The 21,018-nt window shown below is 62.3% G+C and carries 16 protein-coding genes and 1 tRNA gene; 10 read left to right on the forward strand and 7 right to left on the reverse strand.

Annotated features, from left to right (window positions below; genetic code table 11):
- Together traA and SPR01S_RS17395 are read left to right on the forward strand one after the other, a co-directional pair.
- The coding region (traA, locus tag SPR01S_RS17390) for a Ti-type conjugative transfer relaxase TraA (protein ID WP_157082327.1) at positions 1-2,884 on the forward strand (2,884 nt) is incomplete at its 5' end.
- A 10-nt stretch (positions 2,885-2,894) separates the two neighbouring features.
- The gene (locus tag SPR01S_RS17395) at positions 2,895-3,527 is read left to right on the forward strand and encodes a DUF6118 family protein (RefSeq protein WP_066591787.1); all 633 of its coding nucleotides are present in this window, start codon (positions 2,895-2,897) and stop codon (positions 3,525-3,527) included.
- A 116-nt stretch (positions 3,528-3,643) separates the two neighbouring features.
- On the opposite strand, the gene SPR01S_RS17400 is transcribed toward SPR01S_RS17395, so the two are convergent.
- Together SPR01S_RS17400 and SPR01S_RS17410 are read right to left on the reverse strand one after the other, a co-directional pair.
- On the reverse strand, positions 3,644-4,816 hold the full coding sequence (locus SPR01S_RS17400) for a reverse transcriptase family protein (protein ID WP_169803460.1): 1,173 nt from the start codon (positions 4,814-4,816) through the stop codon (positions 3,644-3,646).
- Between the two features lie 199 nt (positions 4,817-5,015).
- On the reverse strand, positions 5,016-6,281 hold the full coding sequence (locus SPR01S_RS17410; protein ID WP_066591793.1) for a phosphoribosyltransferase-like protein: 1,266 nt from the start codon (positions 6,279-6,281) through the stop codon (positions 5,016-5,018).
- 330 nt (positions 6,282-6,611) lie between these two features.
- On the opposite strand from SPR01S_RS17410, the gene SPR01S_RS17420 reads away from it, so the two are divergent.
- Together SPR01S_RS17420 and tcmP are read left to right on the forward strand one after the other, a co-directional pair.
- A complete protein-coding gene (locus tag SPR01S_RS17420) occupies positions 6,612-7,352 on the forward strand; it encodes a DUF5131 family protein (protein WP_066591798.1) in 741 nt (246 codons plus the stop codon).
- Complete coding sequence (gene tcmP, locus SPR01S_RS17425; RefSeq protein ID WP_066591800.1) at positions 7,352-8,515, forward strand: three-Cys-motif partner protein TcmP; 1,164 nt, start codon at positions 7,352-7,354, stop codon at positions 8,513-8,515. The genes SPR01S_RS17420 and tcmP overlap by 1 nt, the downstream gene beginning before the upstream one ends.
- Before the next feature lie 373 nt (positions 8,516-8,888).
- Here the strand turns inward: tcmP and SPR01S_RS17430 are convergent, their stop codons facing one another.
- Positions 8,889-9,809: a TIR domain-containing protein gene (locus tag SPR01S_RS17430; protein WP_084251275.1), complete on the reverse strand. Its 921-nt coding sequence runs from the start codon at positions 9,807-9,809 to the stop codon at positions 8,889-8,891.
- Entirely contained in the window at positions 9,809-10,507 is a 699-nt protein-coding gene (locus SPR01S_RS17435; protein ID WP_066591802.1) for an adenylate/guanylate cyclase domain-containing protein, read from the reverse strand. Before SPR01S_RS17435 ends, SPR01S_RS17430 begins: the two co-directional genes overlap by 1 nt.
- 523 nt (positions 10,508-11,030) lie before the next feature.
- Here SPR01S_RS17435 and halA point away from each other — a divergent pair.
- The gene (gene halA, locus SPR01S_RS17440) at positions 11,031-12,143 is read left to right on the forward strand and encodes an anti-phage Hailong system effector protein HalA (RefSeq protein ID WP_157082328.1); all 1,113 of its coding nucleotides are present in this window, start codon (positions 11,031-11,033) and stop codon (positions 12,141-12,143) included.
- Complete coding sequence (locus SPR01S_RS17445; RefSeq protein WP_066591807.1) at positions 12,143-12,829, forward strand: nucleotidyltransferase domain-containing protein; 687 nt, start codon at positions 12,143-12,145, stop codon at positions 12,827-12,829. The genes halA and SPR01S_RS17445 overlap by 1 nt, the downstream gene beginning before the upstream one ends.
- Before the next feature lie 672 nt (positions 12,830-13,501).
- Here SPR01S_RS17445 and SPR01S_RS17450 read toward each other — a convergent pair.
- The 3 genes from SPR01S_RS17450 to SPR01S_RS17460 all read right to left on the reverse strand — a co-directional run bounded on the left by SPR01S_RS17450 (position 13,502) and on the right by SPR01S_RS17460 (position 16,104).
- Positions 13,502-14,719, reverse strand: a complete 1,218-nt coding sequence (locus SPR01S_RS17450; protein WP_066591810.1) for a tyrosine-type recombinase/integrase — start codon at positions 14,717-14,719, stop codon at positions 13,502-13,504.
- Between the two features lie 151 nt (positions 14,720-14,870).
- Positions 14,871-14,946, reverse strand: a tRNA-Thr gene (locus tag SPR01S_RS17455).
- Positions 14,947-15,210: 264 nt separating this feature from the next.
- Positions 15,211-16,104 carry a LysR family transcriptional regulator gene (locus SPR01S_RS17460; protein ID WP_245662081.1) on the reverse strand — a complete coding sequence of 298 codons (894 nt, stop codon included), beginning with the start codon at positions 16,102-16,104 and terminating at the stop codon, positions 15,211-15,213.
- 97 nt (positions 16,105-16,201) lie between these two features.
- Here SPR01S_RS17460 and SPR01S_RS17465 point away from each other — a divergent pair, with 97 nt between their 5' ends.
- The 4 genes from SPR01S_RS17465 (at position 16,202) to SPR01S_RS17480 (ending at position 20,984) form a co-directional block, all read left to right on the forward strand.
- Positions 16,202-17,236, forward strand: a complete 1,035-nt coding sequence (locus SPR01S_RS17465) for an aldo/keto reductase (RefSeq protein WP_066591835.1) — start codon at positions 16,202-16,204, stop codon at positions 17,234-17,236.
- Positions 17,237-17,249: 13 nt separating this feature from the next.
- The gene (locus tag SPR01S_RS17470; RefSeq protein ID WP_066591821.1) at positions 17,250-18,425 is read left to right on the forward strand and encodes an MFS transporter; all 1,176 of its coding nucleotides are present in this window, start codon (positions 17,250-17,252) and stop codon (positions 18,423-18,425) included.
- A gap of 224 nt (positions 18,426-18,649) precedes the next feature.
- Positions 18,650-20,377 (forward strand): sensor histidine kinase, encoded by a 1,728-nt coding sequence (locus SPR01S_RS17475; RefSeq protein WP_066591824.1) that lies wholly within the window; start codon positions 18,650-18,652, stop codon positions 20,375-20,377.
- Positions 20,355-20,984, forward strand: a complete 630-nt coding sequence (locus SPR01S_RS17480) for a response regulator (protein WP_066591827.1) — start codon at positions 20,355-20,357, stop codon at positions 20,982-20,984. The genes SPR01S_RS17475 and SPR01S_RS17480 overlap by 23 nt, the downstream gene beginning before the upstream one ends.
- Positions 20,985-21,018: the final 34 nt, after the last annotated feature.

Below are 21,018 nucleotides of genomic sequence, written 5' to 3' on the forward strand. Positions count from 1 at the left end.
GAAGGTCATCTCCCGCGCCAACGGTTCGTCGGCACTTGCGGCTGCCGCGTACCGCTCGGCGTCGCGATTGCACGACGAACGCCTCGACCGGCATCACGACTTCTCGAACAAGGCTGGCGTCGTTCATTCGGAGGTGATGCTGCCGGAGGACGCGCCCGAGCATCTCTCTGACCGCGAGAAACTGTGGAACGCGGTCGAGGCGGCCGAGAAGCGGATCGATGCCCAACTCGCGCGCGAGATCGAGTTCGCGATCCCGCGCGAGATGAGCCAGGAGCAGGGGATCGCGCTCGCGCGCGACTTCGTCCGCCAGGAATTCGTCGATCGAGGGATGATCGCCGATCTCAACGTGCATTGGGATATCGGCGCCGACGGCATGCCCAAGCCGCACGCGCATGTGATGCTGACCATGCGCGAGGTCGGCGAGGATGGGTTTGGTCGCAAGAACCGCGACTGGAACCGCACCGACCTGCTGGAGAAATGGCGCGAGCGCTGGAGCGAGCACGTCAACCGGCGATTGGCCGAACTCGATATTGACGCGCGGGTCGATCACCGTTCGCTTGAAGCCCAAGGCATCGACCTCGAGCCGCAGCACAAGATCGGACCAGCGGCATCACGGATGGCGGCGCTGGGCCTGGCATCCGAGCGGCTCGAAGGACATCATGATATTGCTCGCGCCAATGGCGAGAAGATCATCGCCAATCCCAATATCGCGCTCGATGCGATCACCCGGCAGCAGGCGACGTTCACCCGTCGCGACCTCGCGATGTTCGTGCACCGCCATAGTGACGGGAAGGAGCAGTTCGACCGAGTGATGGGCGCCGTGCGCGCAGCGCCCGACCTGATCGCGCTCGGCAAGGACGGGCGCGGGGAAGAACGGTTCACCAGCCGCGACATGATCGAGACCGAGCGGCGGCTGGAACGCGTCGCCGATCGCGTGGCCGAACGTGTCAGCCATGGTCTCCCGGCGGCCATGAAAGGGGGGATTATCGCGGCCGCCGGGAGTGGCAGCCTGCGTCTCGGGGAAGAGCAGCAGGCCGCGCTCGCGCACATAACCCGGCCGCGCGACCTGGCAATCGTCACGGGCTATGCCGGGACGGGCAAGTCAGCCATGCTGGGCATCGCGCGCGACGAATGGGAGCGCGCTGGCTATCGCGTCGTGGGCGCCGCACTCTCGGGCATCGCGGCCGAGAACCTCGAAAGCGGATCGGGCATCGTCTCGCGAACGATTGCCAGTCTCGAACATCAATGGAGTGGCGGGCGAGAGTTGCTCGACGAGCGAACGGTGCTGGTCATCGACGAGGCCGGAATGATCGGTACGCGCCAGATGGAGCGCGTCATCTCCGAAGCCGAAAAGCGCGGCGCGAAGGTCGTGCTGGTTGGCGACCCCGAGCAACTCCAGGCAATCGAGGCCGGAGCTGCGTTCCGCTCGCTTGCCGAACGTCACGGGAGTGTTGAGATCACCCAGGTTCGCCGCCAGCGCGACGATTGGCAGCGCGATGCGACCCGCCATCTCGCGACCGGCCGGACGGCCGAGGCGATCGCGGCATATGACGAACGGGGGCACGTCCACGCTGCTGAAACTCGCGAGCAAGCGCGTGGCGACCTGATCGATCGCTGGGATCGCGATCGCGCTGCCTCGCCGGGTGCGACACGCATCATCCTTACCCACACCAACGACGAGGTCGGCGCGCTCAATATCGCGGCGCGGAACCGGCTCCGGGCGAGTGGAGCGCTGGGCGACGACTTGGCTATCCAGGTTGAGCGCGGCGAACGGACGTTCGCTCGCGGCGACCGTGTTATGTTCCTCAGGAACGAGCGCGGCCTGGGCGTGAAGAACGGTACGCTCGGCCAGGTGCAATCGGTGACGCCGACGCGGCTCGCAGTGCTGCTCGACGACGGCCGCTCCGTCGCGTTCGACATCAAGGACTATGCGGCGATCGATCACGGTTACGCCGCCACCGTGCACAAGGCGCAAGGGATGACGGTCGACCGTGTGTATGTGCTGGCGACGCCGGGGCTCGACCGTCATGCCGCCTATGTCGCGCTGTCGCGGCATCGCGATAGCGTCGATATGCATTATGGGCGCGATGACTTTGGCGATCGCGACAAGCTGCTTCGCGCCTTGTCGCGCGAGTGCTCCAAGGACATGGCATCGGACTATAAGCGGGACTTCGCGGACCGCCGGCAGATCGTGTTGCCGGAGGCGGTCGTGGAGAAGGTCAGGCCTGTCCCAGCGCGCGATCCGTTCGCCGGTCTCGACCTGAGGCCGATTGCGACACCACCCACCCGCGGCATTGCAACGGAGCTGGACGCTCCCCGGTCGCGGCCAGCACAGATCGTCCAACCGGTCGGCTTGAACCACGCCGTGCAGCGGTTCGCGCGCGCGACGGCCGACATCATGCGCATGCGCAAGGACGGCTACACCGAATTGCCGCATCAGCGCATCGCGTTCGACAAGGCACGCGACGCATTGGAAGCCGTGCGACCCGAGGCTGCGCGAGATCTGCGCGCAGCATTTGCTCGCGACACCGGGCTTATCGAGGATGCCGCCAAAGGGCGGACTAGTGCCGCGATCCGCGCGATGACCTTGGAAGCGGAGCTGCGCATGAGTCCGGAGCGGCGCGCTGACCGGTTCGTCGAGGACTGGCAAAAGCTTGCCCGAGCCCATCGAACGCTTCGCAATGCGGGCGACGAAGCCGGCGAGCGCCGGGTGGGGCAGCAAATGAGCGCGCTCGGCAAGAGCCTGGAGCGCGACGCACAGGCCGAGTCGCTGATCCGAAAGCGCCTGCCCGAACTCGGAATCCGGCCGCGCGAAGGCGCGTCGATATCCCATAGCATCCAGGACTGGCTCGGCCTCTCGCGTGGGCGCGGGCTTGGGCGATAGATCATGCGGAATGGACCAGACCAGCACGCCCGACCCCGACACCAGCCTTGCCGCCCAGGCATTCGGAGATTTGCGCGCCGAGGTGAGCTTGCTCCGCCGGGGAGTGGAACGGCTCACTGACGAGCGAACCGCACAACCCGATTACGCGCCAACGCTGGAAGCCATCGACAAGCGCATCCAGGACGTTTGCGGTTGGGCAAGACGCGTGTCCGAGAAACCGGCGCTGACGCTGACGCCCGAGAGCCTTGCTCGCGAGATTGCGGCGGCAGCGGCCAGCAGCCGCGGCGCTGATCGTCAGATGCTTGAGACGGCGTCCGCCGCCATGGATGCTGCGGCAAGCCGCATCGACGCCATGATCGCGCGATCGCGATCGGTCGCCGAGCAGAACAGAGAGTTGATGAAGAACCGCATTGCGTTTGCGATTGCGGGGATGGCTTTGTCGGCAATTCTGCCAGGCGCCATCGCGCGCTCGCTCCCGGTCAGTTGGGCCGTACCCGAGCGCATGGCGGCGCGCATGCTTGGGACTGACATGTGGCATGCCGGCCAGAGCATGATGGCTAAAGCCGATCCAGACCGATGGCAGCGGATTGTGGCCCATGAGCGCGAGTGTGCGCCGCGAATGGGCGAGCTGCCCGAGAAGTAGCGACCGCTATGCGCCCCATAATCGGTCGTTCAGCTAGTTCTCGGAGCGGCTGAAAAGCGGCCGTTTGTTCATGTCGCCTTGATGTTTGGGCGCCAAGCCTCTGGTCAGCTCGCGAATCAAATCGGCCAGTCGATGTTGGCGAACTTACGCTTACATTCGGCGGCGTAGGACGGCTCGATCTGCTTTGCGAAGCTCAGCAGTCCCTCGATATGATGCCGCATTCCAATGGTGGAGGCAAAGCCACGTGCGCGGGCATGAGCGACAGGACCTATGTCTGTTCGACAAAGATAGTAGAGATGCCGGCGCATGCTCTCTTTGAACTCACGCGGCAGCCGCGGCTCCGCGCCGTCAACCAGCAGGCCCAGCACCATCTTACGCGAACCCGGAGGCGCAACGCGGGATTTGGTCGCGTTTGGCGATAACCCAACGCGACCCATCGCTTTGTAGGCGAGCCCTATGACATGTGCAGCTTGGTCTCTGCTAAACTCTCCTTTAGTTGAAAAGGTCAGGTCATCGGCATAGCGGGTGTACCGAAGGCCGTGCTCGACAGCGAGCTTGTCGACCTCGGTGTCAAACGATCGCATTGCAAGGTTTGCGAGCATCGGACTGGTCGGCGCGCCTTGAGGCAGGTGCCCGACGCGGGCCCCGCCGAAGGGACGATACACATCGTAGGATTTGATCTCGCGCGGCTTGAAATGTACTCGCCAGCGCTCCCCTCTCTTTCTCGTCGTTGGACCACCGAGCCGGGTACAGATACGGGCCATCTCGAATGAGATCAGCGGCTGATATCCAAGCGAGCGAAAGATGCGATAGACCGATATTTCACTGATGGACTCAAAGAAGTTGGTGACGTCGAGCTTAATCAGCCAGCTACTATTACAATGGACCGCCGCCGCATCGCGCAACCGATTTCCTTTCGAAAAGGCAACGCTTGCCTGATGAGGAAGCGCGTTGGCGAGGATCGCTTGCGTGATCCAGCGCTGAACTCGGAGAAGATGCGGTTGCGGAACGGTGATTATGCGAAAGCGTCGCTCGCCTTCGAAAGAGGGGCGTTTCCGGATGCGAAAGAGGCGGTAGGGATCCGGCTCATCGCGCCGCGCGACCGAGCGGAGCTGAAAAAATTCGCTGCCAGTGAGATGGGCTAGATGGCCGAGCGTGAAGACTGGCGGCAGAGCGGGATTGGTCGAGCGGATGACCCTGGCGGCGGTTAGCGCGTTTTGAATTACCTTCGGATCGCGTTCCGCCGAGTCCGCCACGGTCTGAAAGTGTTGAGGGCTCCAGGAGGTCACGTACTTTGACACCCTGGGGGTGAGACACATCGCGCGACGTAGCTAGACACCGACGCGATCCGCCGCAGGCGGCGTTGCGCGATGTGCCTTAGCATCGAGCGAAGGCTTGTCCTGAGAGCAGCAGATTCTGCGCCCCGAAGCACATGGCCCGAAGACCATATGCTGCCGTCGAAACAACAGCAAAGCTGATGCGGCGACGTCAACTATGCGATCCCACAGGAGCCCTCAACTGCTTCGGACAGTAATCGTCTTTGAGTGTCGGCGATAGAGGGAGCAGGGGTCGCGTGACCCTGAGCTGCTCGAGCTCCGCATGCCCCATGTCGGTCAACCGGTTCAGCCCATCGACCCATCCAGATTTAAGCGCCTTCCCAAGCAACCGTTCGACCTCAGCGATAGTAAGACCAGTCCGGAGTGCGACTGAGTGCGCGGTTCTCGGCGGATGGGCGAGCGCTGCCATAGCTGCCGCAAGGCTGCGCCGCTTTGGGTCTGCTGCGTCCGCGACACCAGCAGCGGCGAGCCTGGATTGCCGCATGTCGATTAGTCTCTCGCGAAGGCGTTCGCCCCGATCCTGCTCTTCGGCGAAAGTCTGCCGCGATGCAGCGGTGACCCGTTCGGGGAAGAGCGGTTCCCACGAGCCGCTCCGCTTATGAAAGATCAAAGGGCAGTTATTGGGGGCCCCGTGCGAAAATGCGACGAGGGCGCCAGTCGACCCATAGCCAAGAGCCGGCATACTGGGCGTCCCAAGATAGTATTTTTGGCACAGCGCTAAGATCGCGAGCCGCTTTTCGTAGCTGAAACTGTTGAGCACCGTGGGGCAGACGGCGACCAAATGAACTTCGGGCTTTGAAGGATGCGAGGCGACAGTGGCGACGCCTCGTTCGGTGCCGGTGTAGGCGACAACTTCGAACGACATGCCGTGCTTAGCGCGTGACGACCACCAGCTGCGAACGGATTTAACCCGCCATGCCGCCTCGATGTAGGTACGTGCGCGATCTCCCGATCCGATGAAGTCGGAAACGAGGATGAAGCGCCGCACCTTGAACTTCCGAATCTGGTCAGGGCCCGGGTGGCTCAGGAAGCGCTTCGGATGTCGGCGGGAAACCTCGGACACCAACTGCGCGACGATGCCTTCGCTGCCGATGTCAGCATCATAGGCCCGGAACGTCTGTACGGGCTGTGGACCGGCCCCATGCGCGCGTTTGATCTTGGTATTTGACTGCTTGAATAGGCGTAGCGGCTGGCCATGGCGTTTCCGTACCTCGCGCTCGGCGTAGAGACCCACCGGCTCCGGCCCCGCAGAACACCGGGTGAGCAATAGGGCAATCAGTCGTTCGGTAAATGCGTCCCGCGATACCAGCAGCATCTTGCGGAGCATTTCGATAGCCAAGCCCTGCTCATCCGGAGAGAGCTGACCAAGCCATGCGAGTGTTGGCTCGCTGTTGAGAAAGCGGGTCATCGCTGCCATTTTTGTAGGCTATGATCTGCACTGGCGCTTTCCAAGTACGAAATGCCGCCGGGGCGCCGCCTTTCGATTTCACGCACGCAGCACGCCCCCAGGGGGAGCATCGTCACGCTTCTCGCGCAGCCGGTGATCGACAGCAAGCTGCACGTTCCGGACGACAACGCCCTCGCCGCCTTCCGCCTCGCATTCGCAGAGGCGGCTGCGCGCGCCCCGCTCTGTCTAGGCCGCGGCCACGGCCACGGCCTCTAGCTTTAATCCTAGCAGTCCTGCAAATACGTTGCGCTGAGAACTGCCTCATGCGAGATTCATGGTCCGTTCTGGGAATGCGCGACTATGGCCGACAACAGTGCAATCGAGTGGACGGACGCTACCTGGAACCCGATTACGGGCTGCACCAAGATTACGGCCGGCTGCGACAACTGCTATGCCGCCCGGTTCTCGGAGCGATGGCGCGGCATTCCCGGGCATCCGTTCGAAAACGGCTTCGACCTGACCCTGCGACCGGAAAGGCTCGCCCAGCCGCTCGCCTGGAAGCGGCCGCGGATGATCTTCGTCAATTCCATGAGTGACCTCTTCCACAAGGAGGTGCCCCGCTCGTTCGTGGACAGCGTCTTCGACACGATGGAACAGGCCGACTGGCACGTCTTCCAGGTTCTCACGAAGCGAAGTTCGCTGATGCGCGACTACCTTCGTTGCCGCTATTCGACAGCATCGCCGCCGCAGCACATCTGGCTTGGCGTCTCCGTCGAGGATGCCCGTTCGAGCGCACGCATCGTCCACCTGCAGCAGTCGCCCGCGGCCGTCCGCTTCCTGTCAGTGGAGCCGCTGATTGGACGCGTTGGAGCGGTCGACCTCGATGGCATCCATTGGGTCATCGCTGGCGGTGAGAGCGGGCCCGGTGCGCGGCCGATGGCAGTCGAATGGGCGCGCGAGATCCGTGATTTATGCGCCGCGCAGGAGGTAGCCTTCTTCTTCAAGCAGTGGGGCGGGATACGCCCAAAGACGGGCGGACGCGACCTCGACGGCAGGGAATGGAATGAGCTGCCCGCACCTGTGACCAGCCGAGCTGCCTGATGCCGCCCGACATCGCCCACTACGAGGGCCGCGAACAGGCATACGTCAAGCACCGCTTCCTGGCGCACTACATCGAAAGTCTCGTGTTTAAGATCGCGAGCAGGCGCGACGTCGTCTACGTCGACGGCTTCTCCGGACCGTGGGAGGATCGAGGCGAGCGGTTCGAGGACACGTCCTTCGGAATCGCGCTCCAAGCGCTCCGCAAGGCGAAGGAGACATGGGCCGGCATGGGTCGGGGTCAGCGTACCATGACCGCCCTGCTAGTCGAGAAGAACGCAGACGCGCATGCCCGGCTCCAGGAAATCATCCCCCGTTATCCGGACATCAGGATCAGGACCTTTAACGCCGATTTCGTGTCCGTCGTGCCGGACCTCGTCGCGGCCATTCCGGCTGACGCCTTCGCTTTCGTTCTGATGGACCCCAAGGGCTGGAAGATCGACATGGAGGCGCTTGCTCCGCTTCTCCGCCATCCCAACTCTGAAGTCGTGTTCAATTTCATGTTCACGATGATCAACTGGGCCGCTTCTATGCCAAGCCCTGCCATTCAGGCCTCTCTGGAAGCGCTGATGCCGAGCACTGATTGGAAGGTCCGCTTGGACGCGATCCGGGTCTTCCCCGGAGAAACGAAAGCGGACGCGCGCAAGCGTGTGCTCGTGTCGTCAATCAACTCCGCCATCGCGCGCATTGGCAGCTACCCGTATGTTATGGAAACGCCCGTCCTGTTCCCGGATAAGGAGCGGACCTACTATTCGCTGATCTACGCGACCCGAAGCACCAAGGGCGTGGAAGTCTTCCGCGACTGCCAAGAGGCGGCGCTCAAGACGCAGGACCGGGTCCGCGCAGACCTTAGGTCCGCCAAGCGCGCGGAGGCCACCGGCACCATGGACCTGTTCGCGCCTGTCGCGGAGAAGAACGATTTCGCGGCGCGCTGGACGACCGAGCAGGAAGCCGCCGCGAGACGGGCGATCGTCGACGCTGTACCGCTAAGTCCCAATTCCATTGCGTACGGCGAGCTGTGGCCCCGGATCCTGGCTGAGCATGGCGTTCGGAAGGTTCGCCTCGGCCGGATGGTGGCGGAGATGAAGGCAACCGGGGAACTCACATTTCTTGACTGGGGGCAGCGAAAGCAGGTTCCCGACGACGGCTACCGGCTGACGCGCTGAACGCACGTCTTCGAAGCGTTCCCGCTAGCCGGCAGCGCGCCAGTCCTAGACGTTGGGCGGGGCCGCGACGCCCCTGACCACGCCTGAACGCAGAGTTTGCAGGCCTGCGAAAGGAAGGTTCATGCCAGCCCGAGCCCATTGGCGCCGATGCTGCCGACCGGGACACCCTAAACGTGGGGCAGTTTTTAGGTTCGCCCTTTCTGCCCGCCAGCGGCGAAAAGTGGTCGAGAGCCGTCGGCGGGACAGCCGGACGGATGGTCCTTGATACACTCTCGTCTTGCCGAAACCGAACCGGATGGAACCCACTAACTAACGCCCATAGCGGACTGGCATCTCTTGGTTGGCCAACCCTCAGAACAGGACATAGGTTCGGCTATCCGTTGAACGCTCCCCATTCCTTGATGTGATCGCGCAGATCGTTGCAGGCTGGCGCCATCCGCGCCTTCGCGTCCTTGCCAGCCTCGTAGCTGTAGGGAATCGTTGTGATCCCGCTCAGGTCGCTTGGAAGTTTTAGCTTGTCCTCGCGCGGCTCCATCAGGATGGCCCGCTTCCGTCCGAGCCTTCCCATGAAGAGGCCCAGCTCGAAGACGACATTGTCTCTGGGCGTTGGCCATTCGCTGCCGCGGAAGAGCGTGAGGTCGTCGCTATGGGCCACGGCGATGGCGAAGTCGGCATCGTCGACCGCGTTCTCCAGAGCCTCAATCGCATAGCTCGTTGCTCTGAACACGCCGTCAGTCCAGAGCGTCACAAGTGCATCATGCGCCAAGGCGCTTTGTATGATCTGCGCGACCGGGAGTGTCTCAGCAGAGGATATGATGAAGACCTTTATCTCCTCGCGATGGTTTCCCACCAGCTTGTTGCGCTCAAGTAGCCTTCGGGCGAGGGTGCGGGCAAAAGCCCTGTATATCTCGGGATAGCGCCTTCCCAGGTCGGTAAGATTGGCGTTCGTCAGTTTGCCAACGATGGATGGCTCCACCGCTATGACGCTGGCAGACCGGCGCTGTGTCGGCTCGATGGCCGCCATCTCGCCGACATGGCTGCCTTGTCCCCGAACGGCGATCTGACGACCGTTCACCTCGATGCGGAGGGAGCCTGTGATGATGAGATACAGATGGTCGTCCTCTGCACCCTGCGCGATGATGGTGTCACCCTCGTTCAGCGAAAGCAGCTCAAGCCTGTCGGCCATCTCGGTGGCGAGGTCGCTATTATTGGCAATCATGGCCTGCACCATCATCGCGTCGATAAGGTTGGCCCGTCCTGCGTCATCGAGGAATCTGTCGATCATCGCGGTCATTAACTGATGGCCCTCCAATAGGTCGTCGAGAAGATGGGGTCTTGGTTGTGCTGACCCCATTTCCAGCTCTTCCAGATGTCCTCGCCCTTCGAACCGATTTTTTGGTTATCCTTGAGCCGGTCGTGGACGCGCTTCGTGATCCACGTCGGTTGATCGGCGCTCAGAGCGGTGAGTTTCGCGGCGAGGTTGGCAGCGTTGCCGATCCACACGATGTCATTGTCGCCTCGGACGCCGGTTCTCGCGGCCCGGATTTCGGAAATGTCGATACCGATCACGTGACGGATCTTGAAGTCGGTCTTCCAGCCCTTATCGAGCTCGGCCTGAACGATATTCTTTACCGCATAGTTGATCTCCAGCGCGCAGGACACGGCATCGTTGCACTGATTCTTGGAGATGAAGATTCCCATGACGCGATCGCCATCATAGGAAACGATGGTGCCTCCGTGGCGTCGGATGAGGCGCGAGGCTGCGTAGAGGAAGGTCTTGTAGACCTCCCCGGCGAACTGCCACTTCTTCGTTTCGACGAGATCGGTCGAACCGTCGAGATCTGCATAGAGGACCGTTGCGTCCGCAAAGCGCACGGCATCGTTGCTCAGTTTCAAGTCGATTGCAGCAGGAACGACCTGTCCATCGCGGACCGCCCAACTTACGCCAAAGGCCTCATTGGAGTTCTTCCGTATATCGTCGGCTACGCTCACTATGCCCCACCCCGAAATAATCGTTCTACGGCGCACTCCCCGCCCTCGCTGGGCGAGCGCGTTCATCTTTGTTCGAAATATGGTAATCCCGAAACGGGCTTCAAGTCATCCGCAGATGATTTATGAACAAATTTGTTCGCAATACTACTTTTTTGATTTCACTGAGAGCTGCCCCCGGGGAGCGTCCAAAGTCTCAAATGAGAAGTTGCCGATGTTCTGAGCTTTTTCCTAGCATTTTCGTCGGGAGATCAAGGAGTGATCGACATCGCGTTATTGAGCGGCAGCGGCCATCACAACGTCCTATTGCGAATGTCCGTAATCCAACGGTGGTTGCTCTGAAGCAGACCGGGCGTAAAGTCGCCAATGTCAGCCGTTCCGACCGCAGCCGAGAGCGAGACGAACGAACCGCGGGTTTCGGGCTCGTGCCTAGCCACGCTGAATGGCTGCGATTGGGGTGCCAAGATGCCCACTAGCCCATGCTCTATCACGTGCTATCTCCCAATAAGCTGGAGCGGACATTTTGGTGAAGATCTTCGGTGTCGAACTGGGAAGGCGTGAAACTGACGGGGCTGCAAAGCCCTTCGCGCACGCGTCGCCTGCGCCGCAGGGTCATGTCGGACATCGTCGCGACCTTTGTTGGTGGGAACCTATTCGCTCGCCCGGCATGGTGCTAGAGGCAGAGCCGTTCGACTGGGATCAGGATGACAACTCCGGTCCAACCAGACGTTTCGTATTCGGTCCGACGCTGTCAACGGTGGCCACGCCCGGCGACGCATACAAGGTCGCCGGACTGACTTTTCGCCAATGTGACTTTCAAGGACTTTTTTCGCCCGGCACGATTGTGATTTTCGACACTTGTCGATTCATCGATTGCGACTTCGCCTACTCCGAATGGCGCGACACGCATTTTCGAAACTGCTCGTTCGAGGGTTCATCACTTTCTCTTGCCCAGTTCTCTCGCTGCGAATTCAGAGGTTGCCAGTGGACTGGGATCGGCCTCGCCAGCAAGACGGAAGTGGAAAGGACGTTCGTGGATGACCCCAGGGCGCTGGTCTCGGCCGCGATTAGTCTAACCAACCCGCAGGACACCAGCCTACGCCACCGGATGTATCAATGGTACCGCCTGCAGGGCACGCGGGCGCATTTTCTCCGTACGTTGATGCTGAGTCACCAGACGACGGGCGACGAGCATACCTACTATGACATCGTCGGTCTTCACGAGCGACAGCGTTCGTTCGCCCGCGTGGCCGAAGACCTCTTCACCATAACTTTCGGTCGGTTCGGGCAAAAGCTCGCAGCGCTGGTGGCGCTCTTGTTCCACTTCGCCGACATGATCATCGTCAGCTGCTTGGGATGGCTTAATCGCTGGGGTGAGTCGACCAGTCGCCCTCTGCTGGCTTTGGCCGGGTGTTTCGGCGTGTTTGGCTTCGTCTATCGTCTCTCGCCGTTCCAGACCTCGATCGCGGCGCCGTTGCAGAAGAGTTTCGATATTACCCTTCTGGTCGGTTACGGAAATCAGATCGCGAAGGATGACGCGGTGTTGGAGAGGGTCCAGGATCTCCATGCCCTTGTGGCGATCGTGATCTATTCGCTGTTCTTCGCGACGGTGATTTCCAAGCTGTCACGCGCTCGATAGTGTCCGCGGCTCTCATACTCTACGGCAGTCGTGCGCGGGGCGATGCGCGCGCCGATTCCGATACCGACCTCATTCTCGCAGTCGACGGTGACCGTGTGGGTCAGCCGAGGGCCACCTCGGGCATCAGCGTTCATCAATATGGAAAGGCCTGGCTGCTGAACCAAGCGGCGGCAGGTGACCTGTTCGCCTATCACGTTGCCTATGAGGGCAGCCCGATATTGGACGACTTGCACTTCCTCGCTGAGATGAAAGCCGCCACGCGACTAAAGGTAAGCTATGAGACCGAACGGAGGACAGCGGCATTGGTCATGCGCATGCTGCTGGAACGGGATTGGCAAGATGACGCTGAGATTCGCAGGCGCTATTTCTGGGCATTGCGCACGATTGCGATCACAATCACTGCGGACCTTGGTGCCCCAGTCTTCGCTTCCCGAGACGTGGAGGCAGTGGTCGGCATCGAAGGCCTCTCCCACCACATTGAAGAGCGGAACATTGCCTCTTTTCGCGATTGCGAGTTCTTTGGAATGGCGACCTTGGAAAGGACCGATCTAAACGAACGGAGCGATCTGCGCGGCGAGGCATTGAAGGATGATCTGGTCCGTCTCGGCGGCATTGCAGCCGACTCAGTTCGATTGTTCGAGATGAGGGACGTCGAGAAGGGTGGAGGGTTGGCGATCTATATGTAGTTTTGGTACTCGGTCTGAACATAGGAACGGCCACGACTGGCGCCGGCACCAGGTGACAGTGTGTTTAGACCGTTGGGATACCAACGCCGACCACGGCGATTGACATGATTGCGTGGTGGTGACGTTCACTCAAATGCGTCAGATCTTCATTCTCATCCACGGCGTTGACGCGCTGGGACCGCCAACGTTATTTTTCTTATGACTGCTTTCGGGATCAGCCGTGGCGTGACTGAACGTCTGTAGATGGGCGCATAGCGGTCGCAAGCCGTGTCGCGTCGCTCCAATAAATCTTTGGCCAAGTGGTGGGTAAAATGTGGGGTGGCAACCGGCCGGTTGAGATATTTACAAGTAAAATCAATCTTGTAGAGGAGAATCTGAGATTCCTCCGTCGGAAGCCAAGATTGCTGCCGGGCGATTCGCGCCGGCCAGTTCGCGACCAGGCTCGTCGCGAGATCGGACCGCTATATAGCCCGCGATGTCCGAGAATGTTTTCCGTACGGCGTCTCACATGGGCTGTTAAGTCATTGAAATCATGGCGCACCTGATGGGATTCGAATCTGTGGCCTCTGCCTTCGGAGGGCAGCCCTCTAAGGCGGACAAATGGCGGTTGCCCTCATAGTCCGGATGCTCTCAGCCTGACATTTCACTGACGGTGCTAAAGCTCTCCTATCGCTACACTCGCCTGCGGAACTTCGCTTTGATTACTTTGCCGCCGACGCGAAGTTGGTCCAGGTAGTCGGACCACCACTGAGCCATGCGCACTCGCTCATCCCAATGCGCTCCGCGGTGATAGGCAGCGCGAACCCGATCCCTCTCGCCATGGGCCAAAGCTCGCTCGATCGCGTCCGGATGCCACAGGCCCGACTCGTTGAGCAATGTGCTCGCAAGAGCGCGGAAGCCGTGGCTGGTCATCTCGTCATGCTCGAAGCCGAGCCGCCGAAGTGCGACGTTCATCGTGTTCTCTGATATCGGGCGCAGCGTCGTGTGCAACGCCGGAAACAGAAACTCGCTCGAGCGTGCCAGCGAGCGCAGGTCCTGAAGGATGAAGAGCACTTGACGCGAGAGTGGTACCGCATGCGCTTGCTTCATCTTCATTCGCTCAGCAGGCACGCGCCACACCTTGTCGGCAAAGTCGATCTCGCTCCACTTGGCCTGGCGGAGTTCGCCGGGTCTTAAGAACACGTGCGGCGCTAGCCGCAGCGCGTAGAGCGTTTCAGGCCGCCCGTTATAGTCCTCAATCGCGCGCAGCAGCTCGCCGACCTTCTTGGGCTCCACGATCGCAGCATGATGCCTGACCTGGGGAAGCGTCAGCGCTCCGCGTAAGATATCGGCGGGGTTCTTCTCCGTGCGCAGGGTTGCGAAGCCATAGCGGAAGATTCGCCCTGCAAAGGCGCGCAGCCGGACTGCCGTCTCGTGATGACCACGACGTTCGACGCGCTTCAGCACGTCGAGCAGTTCATGGGGCGTTATAGATGCGATTGGACGCTTGGCGATGCCGCCGAGCAGTTCGAGAAACCAGCGCGCCTTCTTGATAGTGGCCGGCGACCTACCTTCGCGCTCCATCTTCTGGATGTACTCGGTGGCGACGAGCTCAAAGGTGGTCTTCGCAGCGAGTTCGGCCTGCAGGCGTTTCTGCCGCTTCTCGGCAGCCGGATCGCCGCCTTCCTCGACGTCGGCGCGGGCATTGTCTCGCAGCCGCCGCGCCTGCTGTAAGCTGACCTCGGGAAAGGTACCAAGTGACAGCTTCCGCTCAACGCCGAATACCTTGTAGCGGAATCGCCAGAGAAGCGCTCCGGTGGGTTGCACCAATAGGAACAGCCCCCCGCTGTCGGGTACCTTGTATGGACGCGCTTGGGGTTTCAACGCGCGAATCTGCACGGTCGTAAGCATGGTGGACCACGCCTCCTGCGATGTTCGTGGTCCACCGATTCGTGGTCCACTTTGGGTGGACCACGGTGGAACAAACTGGGAAACCGTGGGACCCGCAGGAGCCAATATACCGCAGATTTCTGCGGTTTTCTACAATGTTCTCAATATGTACTGGTGCCGCCTACAGGACTCGAACCTGTGACCCCCGCATTACGAATGCGATGCTCTACCAGCTGAGCTAAGGCGGCCAGCGCGCACCTTCCGGCACGGCAAGGCGGGGCGCTTATCAGGCTTGTCGGGGGCTGACAAGCGCGCCGTCGCGATCATGAGATTCACCCGGTTCGGAATGCCGGAGATGAGCAGCGCTTCCGGCGTCCCCGCACGGTAGCTGGACGTGGCAGGACGTCGATAGCGCCTGGACCTGACACTGCACGATCATGATCTACTCCTCGGGATGCTCGAAACTGGCTGCGTGGTTCCGAAGAGCGCGGCTGGTCATCGAGAACGGCTAATCAACGCAAATTTTCGGCGAGAAAGTCGACAAAGACGCGTATCCGCGCCGGGGTGCTGACGCCGCCCACGAACACGGCGTGGATCTGTTCGACATCGCCTGGATTGAACTCCTCCAGGATCGGGACGAGTTGGCCATTCCCAATCTCCCGCGCGACGCTGAAGGCGCCGACCCGCGCGATGCCGATGCCGATCGCGGCGAGCTGGCCCAGCGTCTCGCCATTATTGGCTTCGATGTTGCCCTTGACGCACAGCGAGAAGTCGGCGCCGTGGCGACGGAACGGCCAGATCGGCTCGGTCCGCCGGAAGTTGAAGTTGAGGCAATTATGCCGGTGCAGGTCTTCGGGCTCGCGCGGCGTGCCATGTCTCGCGAGATAGTCGGGCGACGCCACGATCACGCGGCGCGTCTCGCCAAGCTTGCGCGCGGTCAGCGTGCTGTCGGGCAGCGGGCCGAACCGTATCGCCACGTCGGCTTGCCCCGCGGCGACGTCGACCAACGTGTCGGTTAGCGCGATGTCGACGAGGATATGCGGATAGGATGCGACGAACTCGCCCAATAGTGGGACTACGCACAGCCGCCCATGGGCGAGCGCGGCACTGACGCTGAGCCGGCCACGCGGTGCGCCCTGGTCGGCAATCTGCTGCTCTGCATCGTCGAGGTCGGCGAGGATGCGCCGCGCAGCCTGGAGATAGGATTGACCCTCTGCGGTCAGCGCGAGCGTACGGGTGGAGCGCAGCAGCAGGCGCACGCCCAGCCGCGCCTCGATCCGGTCGATCGCACGGGCGACGGCCGACGGGCTAAGGTCGAGAAGGCGGCCCGCCGCCGAAAAGCTGCCAGTGTCGATCACCGCAACGAACAGCGCCATTTCCCGCGCTCGATCGGTTCCGTTCGCCATCTTTGCGTCCAATGCAATAATCTTTCGCGTAGACTGCGGCTACACGGGGGAAGGCTCGACGTCCATCTATGCGCAGGAAGAACAAGGGATGAGCGTCATGGAATATCGTCAATTGGGATCGTCGGGTTTGCGCGTGCCGGCGCTGAGCTTCGGTACCGGGACATTCGGGGGTCATGGACCGCTATTCAGTGCGTGGGGAACGAGCGATGTCGCCGAGGCTCGTCGGTTGGTGGACGTGTCGCTGGATGCGGGCGTCACTCTGTTCGACACGGCGGACGTCTATTCCAACGGCGCTTCCGAAGAGATTCTGGGCGCGGCGATCCGCGGTCGTCGCGATAGCGTGCTGATCTCGACCAAGACCGGCCTACCGATGGGAGACGGGCCGCAGGACTGGGGCGCGTCGCGCGCCCGGCTGATCCGCGCGGTCGAGGACGCGCTGCGGCGCCTGGGCACCGACTATATCGATCTGCTTCAGCTTCATGCTTTCGACGCCTCGACACCCGCCGAGGAGGTCATGGGCACGCTCGACCAGCTAATCGCCGCAGGCAAGATCCGCTATGCCGGCGTTTCCAACTATCCCGGCTGGCAGATCATGAAGGCGCAAGCGATCGCCGATCGCCACGGTTGGCCGCGCCTCGTCGCGCATCAGGTCTATTATTCGTTGATCGGCCGCGCTTACGAAGCCGAGCTGATGCCGCTCGCCGTCGATCAGGGGCTTGGCGCTTTGGTCTGGAGCCCGCTCGGATGGGGGCGCCTGACCGGGAAGATCGGGCGGGACCGTCCCGTACCCGCGGGAAGCCGGCTGCACGAAACCGAACAATTCGCGCCGCCCGTCGAAACCGAGCACCTCTATCGTGTCGTCGATGCGCTCGAGACGGTGGCGGCGGAGACAGGCAAGACCGTGCCCCAGGTCGCGATCAATTGGCTGCTGCGGCGTCCGACCGTCTCGTCGGTGATCATCGGCGCGCGCAACGAGGAGCAATTGCGCGATAATCTTGGCGCCATCGGCTGGTCTCTTACGCCCGAACAGGTCGCGGCGCTCGATGTGGCGAGCGACGTGCTGCCGCCTTATCCGCACACGCCTTACCGGCAGCAGGAGGGCTTTGCCCGCCTCAATCCGTCGTTGGTTTGAGGGGGAGGCGGCAATGAAGTTCAATCCCGGCCTCATGGCCTTGTCCGTCGGTGCGTTCGGCATCGGTGTGACCGAGTTCGCGCCGATGGGTTTGCTCCCCGTCATCGCGAAAGATCTCGGGGTCTCCATCCCGGCTGCGGGCCTGCTCATAAGCGGCTATGCGCTGGGCGTGATGATCGGTGCGCCGCTGATGACGCTGACCACCGGCCGCGTGCCGCGTCGGACGCTGCTGATCGGGCTCGCCGGCATCTTCACGCTCGGCAATGTGCTGGCGGCGATCTCGCACAGCTATGCATTACTGCTGGCGGCGCGGATCCTGACCTCGTTCAACCATGGCGCCTTTTTCGGTGTCGGGTCGATCGTCGCGGCGGGCCTTGTGCCGCCGCAGCGGAGGGCAAGCGCGGTGGCCGCGATGTTCATGGGGCTGACCGTGGCCAATGTCGTCGGCGTGCCGCTCGCGACCTGGGCCGGCGAGCATCTCGGCTGGCGCGCCTCGTTCTGGGGCATCGCCGCATTGGGCGTGGCCACGATCGTCTCGCTACGGCTGACCTTGCCCGCGCTCCCGGCGCCGCGGGACGGCGACGCGCTTGCCGAATTACGCGTCTTGATGCGCGGTAAAGTGCTGGGAGCACTTGCGCTCACCGTGATCGGATCGAGCGCGATGTTCACCGTCTTCACCTATATCGCCCCGATCCTGCGAGAGGCGACCCACGCCTCGCTCGGCTTCATCACCGCGACGCTGGTGACCTATGGTCTGGGACTGACGGTCGGCAATTGGGCCGGCGGCAAATTCGCGGACCGGTCCGCCGATCGCACGCTGATCGTCACGCTGGCGTCGCTGTCAGCGATCCTGATCGCCTTTGCCGTGACGATGTCTTATGCCATCCCGACTGCGATGCTGGTCTTTGCCTGGGGCGTGGCGAGCTTCGCCCTGGTGCCGCCGCTCCAGGTGCGCGTGATGGCGGCGGCCGCGGACGCGCCGAATCTCGCCTCCTCGGTCAATATCGGTGCCTTCAATCTCGGCAATGCCTTTGGCGCTGCCTTGGGGGGAGGGGTGATCGCCGCCGGATGGGGCTACCCCGCCGTCGCCTTGGCGGGAGCGGCGACGTCGGCGATCGGGCTGGTCGCGGTCGTGCTCGCCGCCAGGCGGCACTCGTCGCCCGCTTATCGCCCGTGTTCGGCGCTGTAGTGTGTCGCCCCGGTCGTCCGCGTTTATCGCGGGCGATGCCGGCGTCGAGGTTCCGATACGTAGAATTGCGAGATTGACGAGTGGTACCGGGGGACGGAAGCGCTCCTGTCTCTGGGCAAGGCCAGCATTTGCAAGCGACGGTGCTCTTACTGGGACAACAACGCGACGAGATTATCTGACATTTCCGTGTCGATGGTGTAGCATTCGCGTCGGGGAAGGGGCGATTGACGGGCGAGTTTGCAAACAGCCTTAAAGAGGCGCTGAGGCGTGATCTTGGTTATTCGGCGGCACATGATGTAGTCGCCGCTGGTCGTGCGCTGCTCGCGACGATCGCGTTAGGCATCGTCCTGGCGATCCCTTTCCCGATTGCCGCCCTCGATCGGGCCGTCCGGTGGTGCTTCGCGGCCTATCTGCTGCTCGCGGTCGCGGGGCTGGTCGTAAGATTGGTGTCCTGGAAGGCGACGTCGCTGATGCGCCTTATCGGTTCTGTCGCCGATGAGGCGATCGGGCTCGGCGTGCTGATCTTCTACCCGACCGTCACCATTCTCTATCTGCCGTTCGTCGTTTTCCTGTTGGTCACCAAGCGGATCCGGTCGAGCATCGTCAGCGTAGCGCTCGAATATCTGATCCTCTCGCTCGTCATTCTTCTCCACGACCGGGCCGCGGCATATTGGCCGGCCTTGCCCCGGCTGGGTGACGGTCAGCGGATGCTGCAATTCTCGCTGGTGACGTTCATTGCCGCCGCCGCGCTGGTGGTGAAGATGCGGCAGACGGATGGGACATCGACCGACCGCTGGAACGGCGAGTTGCTGGCCACGGGCATGCGCGCGCGATCGATGCCGATCGAGGAGATCGCGGCGCGGCTGGCGAGCCGGTTCCAGGTGTCTACCATCCTGATCTGCTGGCGGGGCGGGGAGGACGACGACCGGCATTTCTATCGTTTCGCGGAGGGCGCGCTGTCCCGGATCGATCCGCCCTCCGCGATTGCCGATCGCATGCTGCTGCCGACCGGCTGGGACGAAGCCTATCTGTGGGAGGCGCGGACCGGAAAGGCGATGGTCAACAATAGGGCTGCTGGCGATCCGGTTGTCCGTGCGGTCGAGCCCGGGTTCCTGCCGGAGGAGGTGATCGACGGTCGGGCGATCGTCGGCGCGATGCCGATCGCGGCCAATGCGATGGAGGGCTATGTCTATCTGATCGGGCTGCCGCGCGTATCGGAGGTCGTGCTGGGCCAGGTCGCCAGCGCCGGCCATGCTGTCAGCGCGACGCTCGACCGTTATCAGATGTTCGAGGCGTGGCGCGAAAATGCCTTCGCCAATGCGCGGCTGGAGATCAGCCGCGACATGCACGACAGCGTGCTGCAGACGCTCGCCGGACTCCGGATGCAGGTCGCGGTCCTGATGAAGGAAACCGACATGCCGATCGCCAAGCGGCAGGAGCGGTTGAAGGGTCTGGAGTCGATCATCTCAGCCGAACAGGCGTGCCTGCGCGAACTTATCAACGACAGTGCCCAGCCGGTCAGCGAGCGGATCGATCTCGCCAGCCATCTGGCGCAGCGCGCCGAATTGCTGTCGCGGCAATGGGGCATCGACTGCTCGGTCCAGGCCGAGCCCGCGGTGCTGCCCGTTTCTCCCGATATCGCGCTCGAGGTCGAATTCCTGGTGCGGGAAGCCGTCTCGAATGCGGTGCAGCACGCGCATGCGTCGGTGGTCAAAGTGGTCGCGGCGCTGCGCGATGAGGCGGTGTTCATCGCGATCCGGAGCGACGGCGCGACAATCATCGACACCAGCGCCAACGCCGCCGATGTCGAAGGCGTGTTGTCGCGCTCGCTGACCAAGCGAGTGAAGGCGCTCAATGGGCGCGCTTATACCGATCCGATGGAGCGCGGTGTGCTATTGTCGCTCAGAATTCCATTAAAGGCTGGTGTCCATGTCGAAACTGCTGCTGGTTGACGATCATCCGATCTTTCTCGAAGGGCTGCGCCAGTTCCTCGAGACCAATGGCCATGTCGTCCAGGATACGGCGCGAACGTCGGTCGATGCGATCGACCGCGTCGCACATAATAGCTTCGACTTGCTGGTGCTGGACGTCAGCATGGCCGATGGCGGTGGCTTGCACATCCTGCGGACGTTGCGTGGCGCGGGCAACCAGATCCCGATCATCTTCCTGACCGTCGGCTTGAAGCCGGCCGAGACAATGGAAGCGGTCAAGCTCGGCATCAACGGCATCGTCCTCAAGCACAACGACCCGAGCAACCTGATCACCTGTATCGAGGCGGTCAAACGAGGCGATACGTGGATCGATCCGACCATCATCGAGCGTGTGTTGAAACGCAGCATGGCCGGCCAATCGGTGCCCGTGTTGCCGCAATATGGATTGACGCGCCGGCAGGAGGAACTGGTCAAGCTGGTCGGCGAAGGGCTGCGCAATCGCGAAATCGCGCGGCGCTGCGGGCTGACCGAAGGGACGGTCAAGCTCCATCTGCACCATATCTATAGCAAGCTGGGGATCAGTTCGCGCGCTCAGCTCATCATGATGTTAGCCGCCGAAGCGATGTGAGCCGGTCAAGCTGGCCGGATCGAGATACCACGCT

The sequence above is a fragment of the Sphingomonas pruni NBRC 15498 genome (assembly GCF_001598455.1).
Taxonomy (GTDB): domain Bacteria; phylum Pseudomonadota; class Alphaproteobacteria; order Sphingomonadales; family Sphingomonadaceae; genus Sphingomonas; species Sphingomonas pruni.

Coding starts and splice junctions, on each gene's coding strand:
- SPR01S_RS17395 (WP_066591787.1), top strand. CDS start 2,895: ATGGACCAGACCAGCACGCCCGACCCCGACACCAGCCTTGCCGCCCAG.
- SPR01S_RS17410 (WP_066591793.1), bottom strand. CDS start 6,281: ATGGCAGCGATGACCCGCTTTCTCAACAGCGAGCCAACACTCGCATGG.
- SPR01S_RS17420 (WP_066591798.1), top strand. CDS start 6,612: ATGGCCGACAACAGTGCAATCGAGTGGACGGACGCTACCTGGAACCCG.
- tcmP (WP_066591800.1), top strand. CDS start 7,352: ATGCCGCCCGACATCGCCCACTACGAGGGCCGCGAACAGGCATACGTC.
- SPR01S_RS17430 (WP_084251275.1), bottom strand. CDS start 9,809: ATGACCGCGATGATCGACAGATTCCTCGATGACGCAGGACGGGCCAAC.
- SPR01S_RS17450 (WP_066591810.1), bottom strand. CDS start 14,719: ATGCTTACGACCGTGCAGATTCGCGCGTTGAAACCCCAAGCGCGTCCA.
- SPR01S_RS17460 (WP_245662081.1), bottom strand. CDS start 16,104: ATGGCGAACGGAACCGATCGAGCGCGGGAAATGGCGCTGTTCGTTGCG.
- SPR01S_RS17465 (WP_066591835.1), top strand. CDS start 16,202: ATGGAATATCGTCAATTGGGATCGTCGGGTTTGCGCGTGCCGGCGCTG.
- SPR01S_RS17470 (WP_066591821.1), top strand. CDS start 17,250: ATGAAGTTCAATCCCGGCCTCATGGCCTTGTCCGTCGGTGCGTTCGGC.
- SPR01S_RS17480 (WP_066591827.1), top strand. CDS start 20,355: ATGTCGAAACTGCTGCTGGTTGACGATCATCCGATCTTTCTCGAAGGG.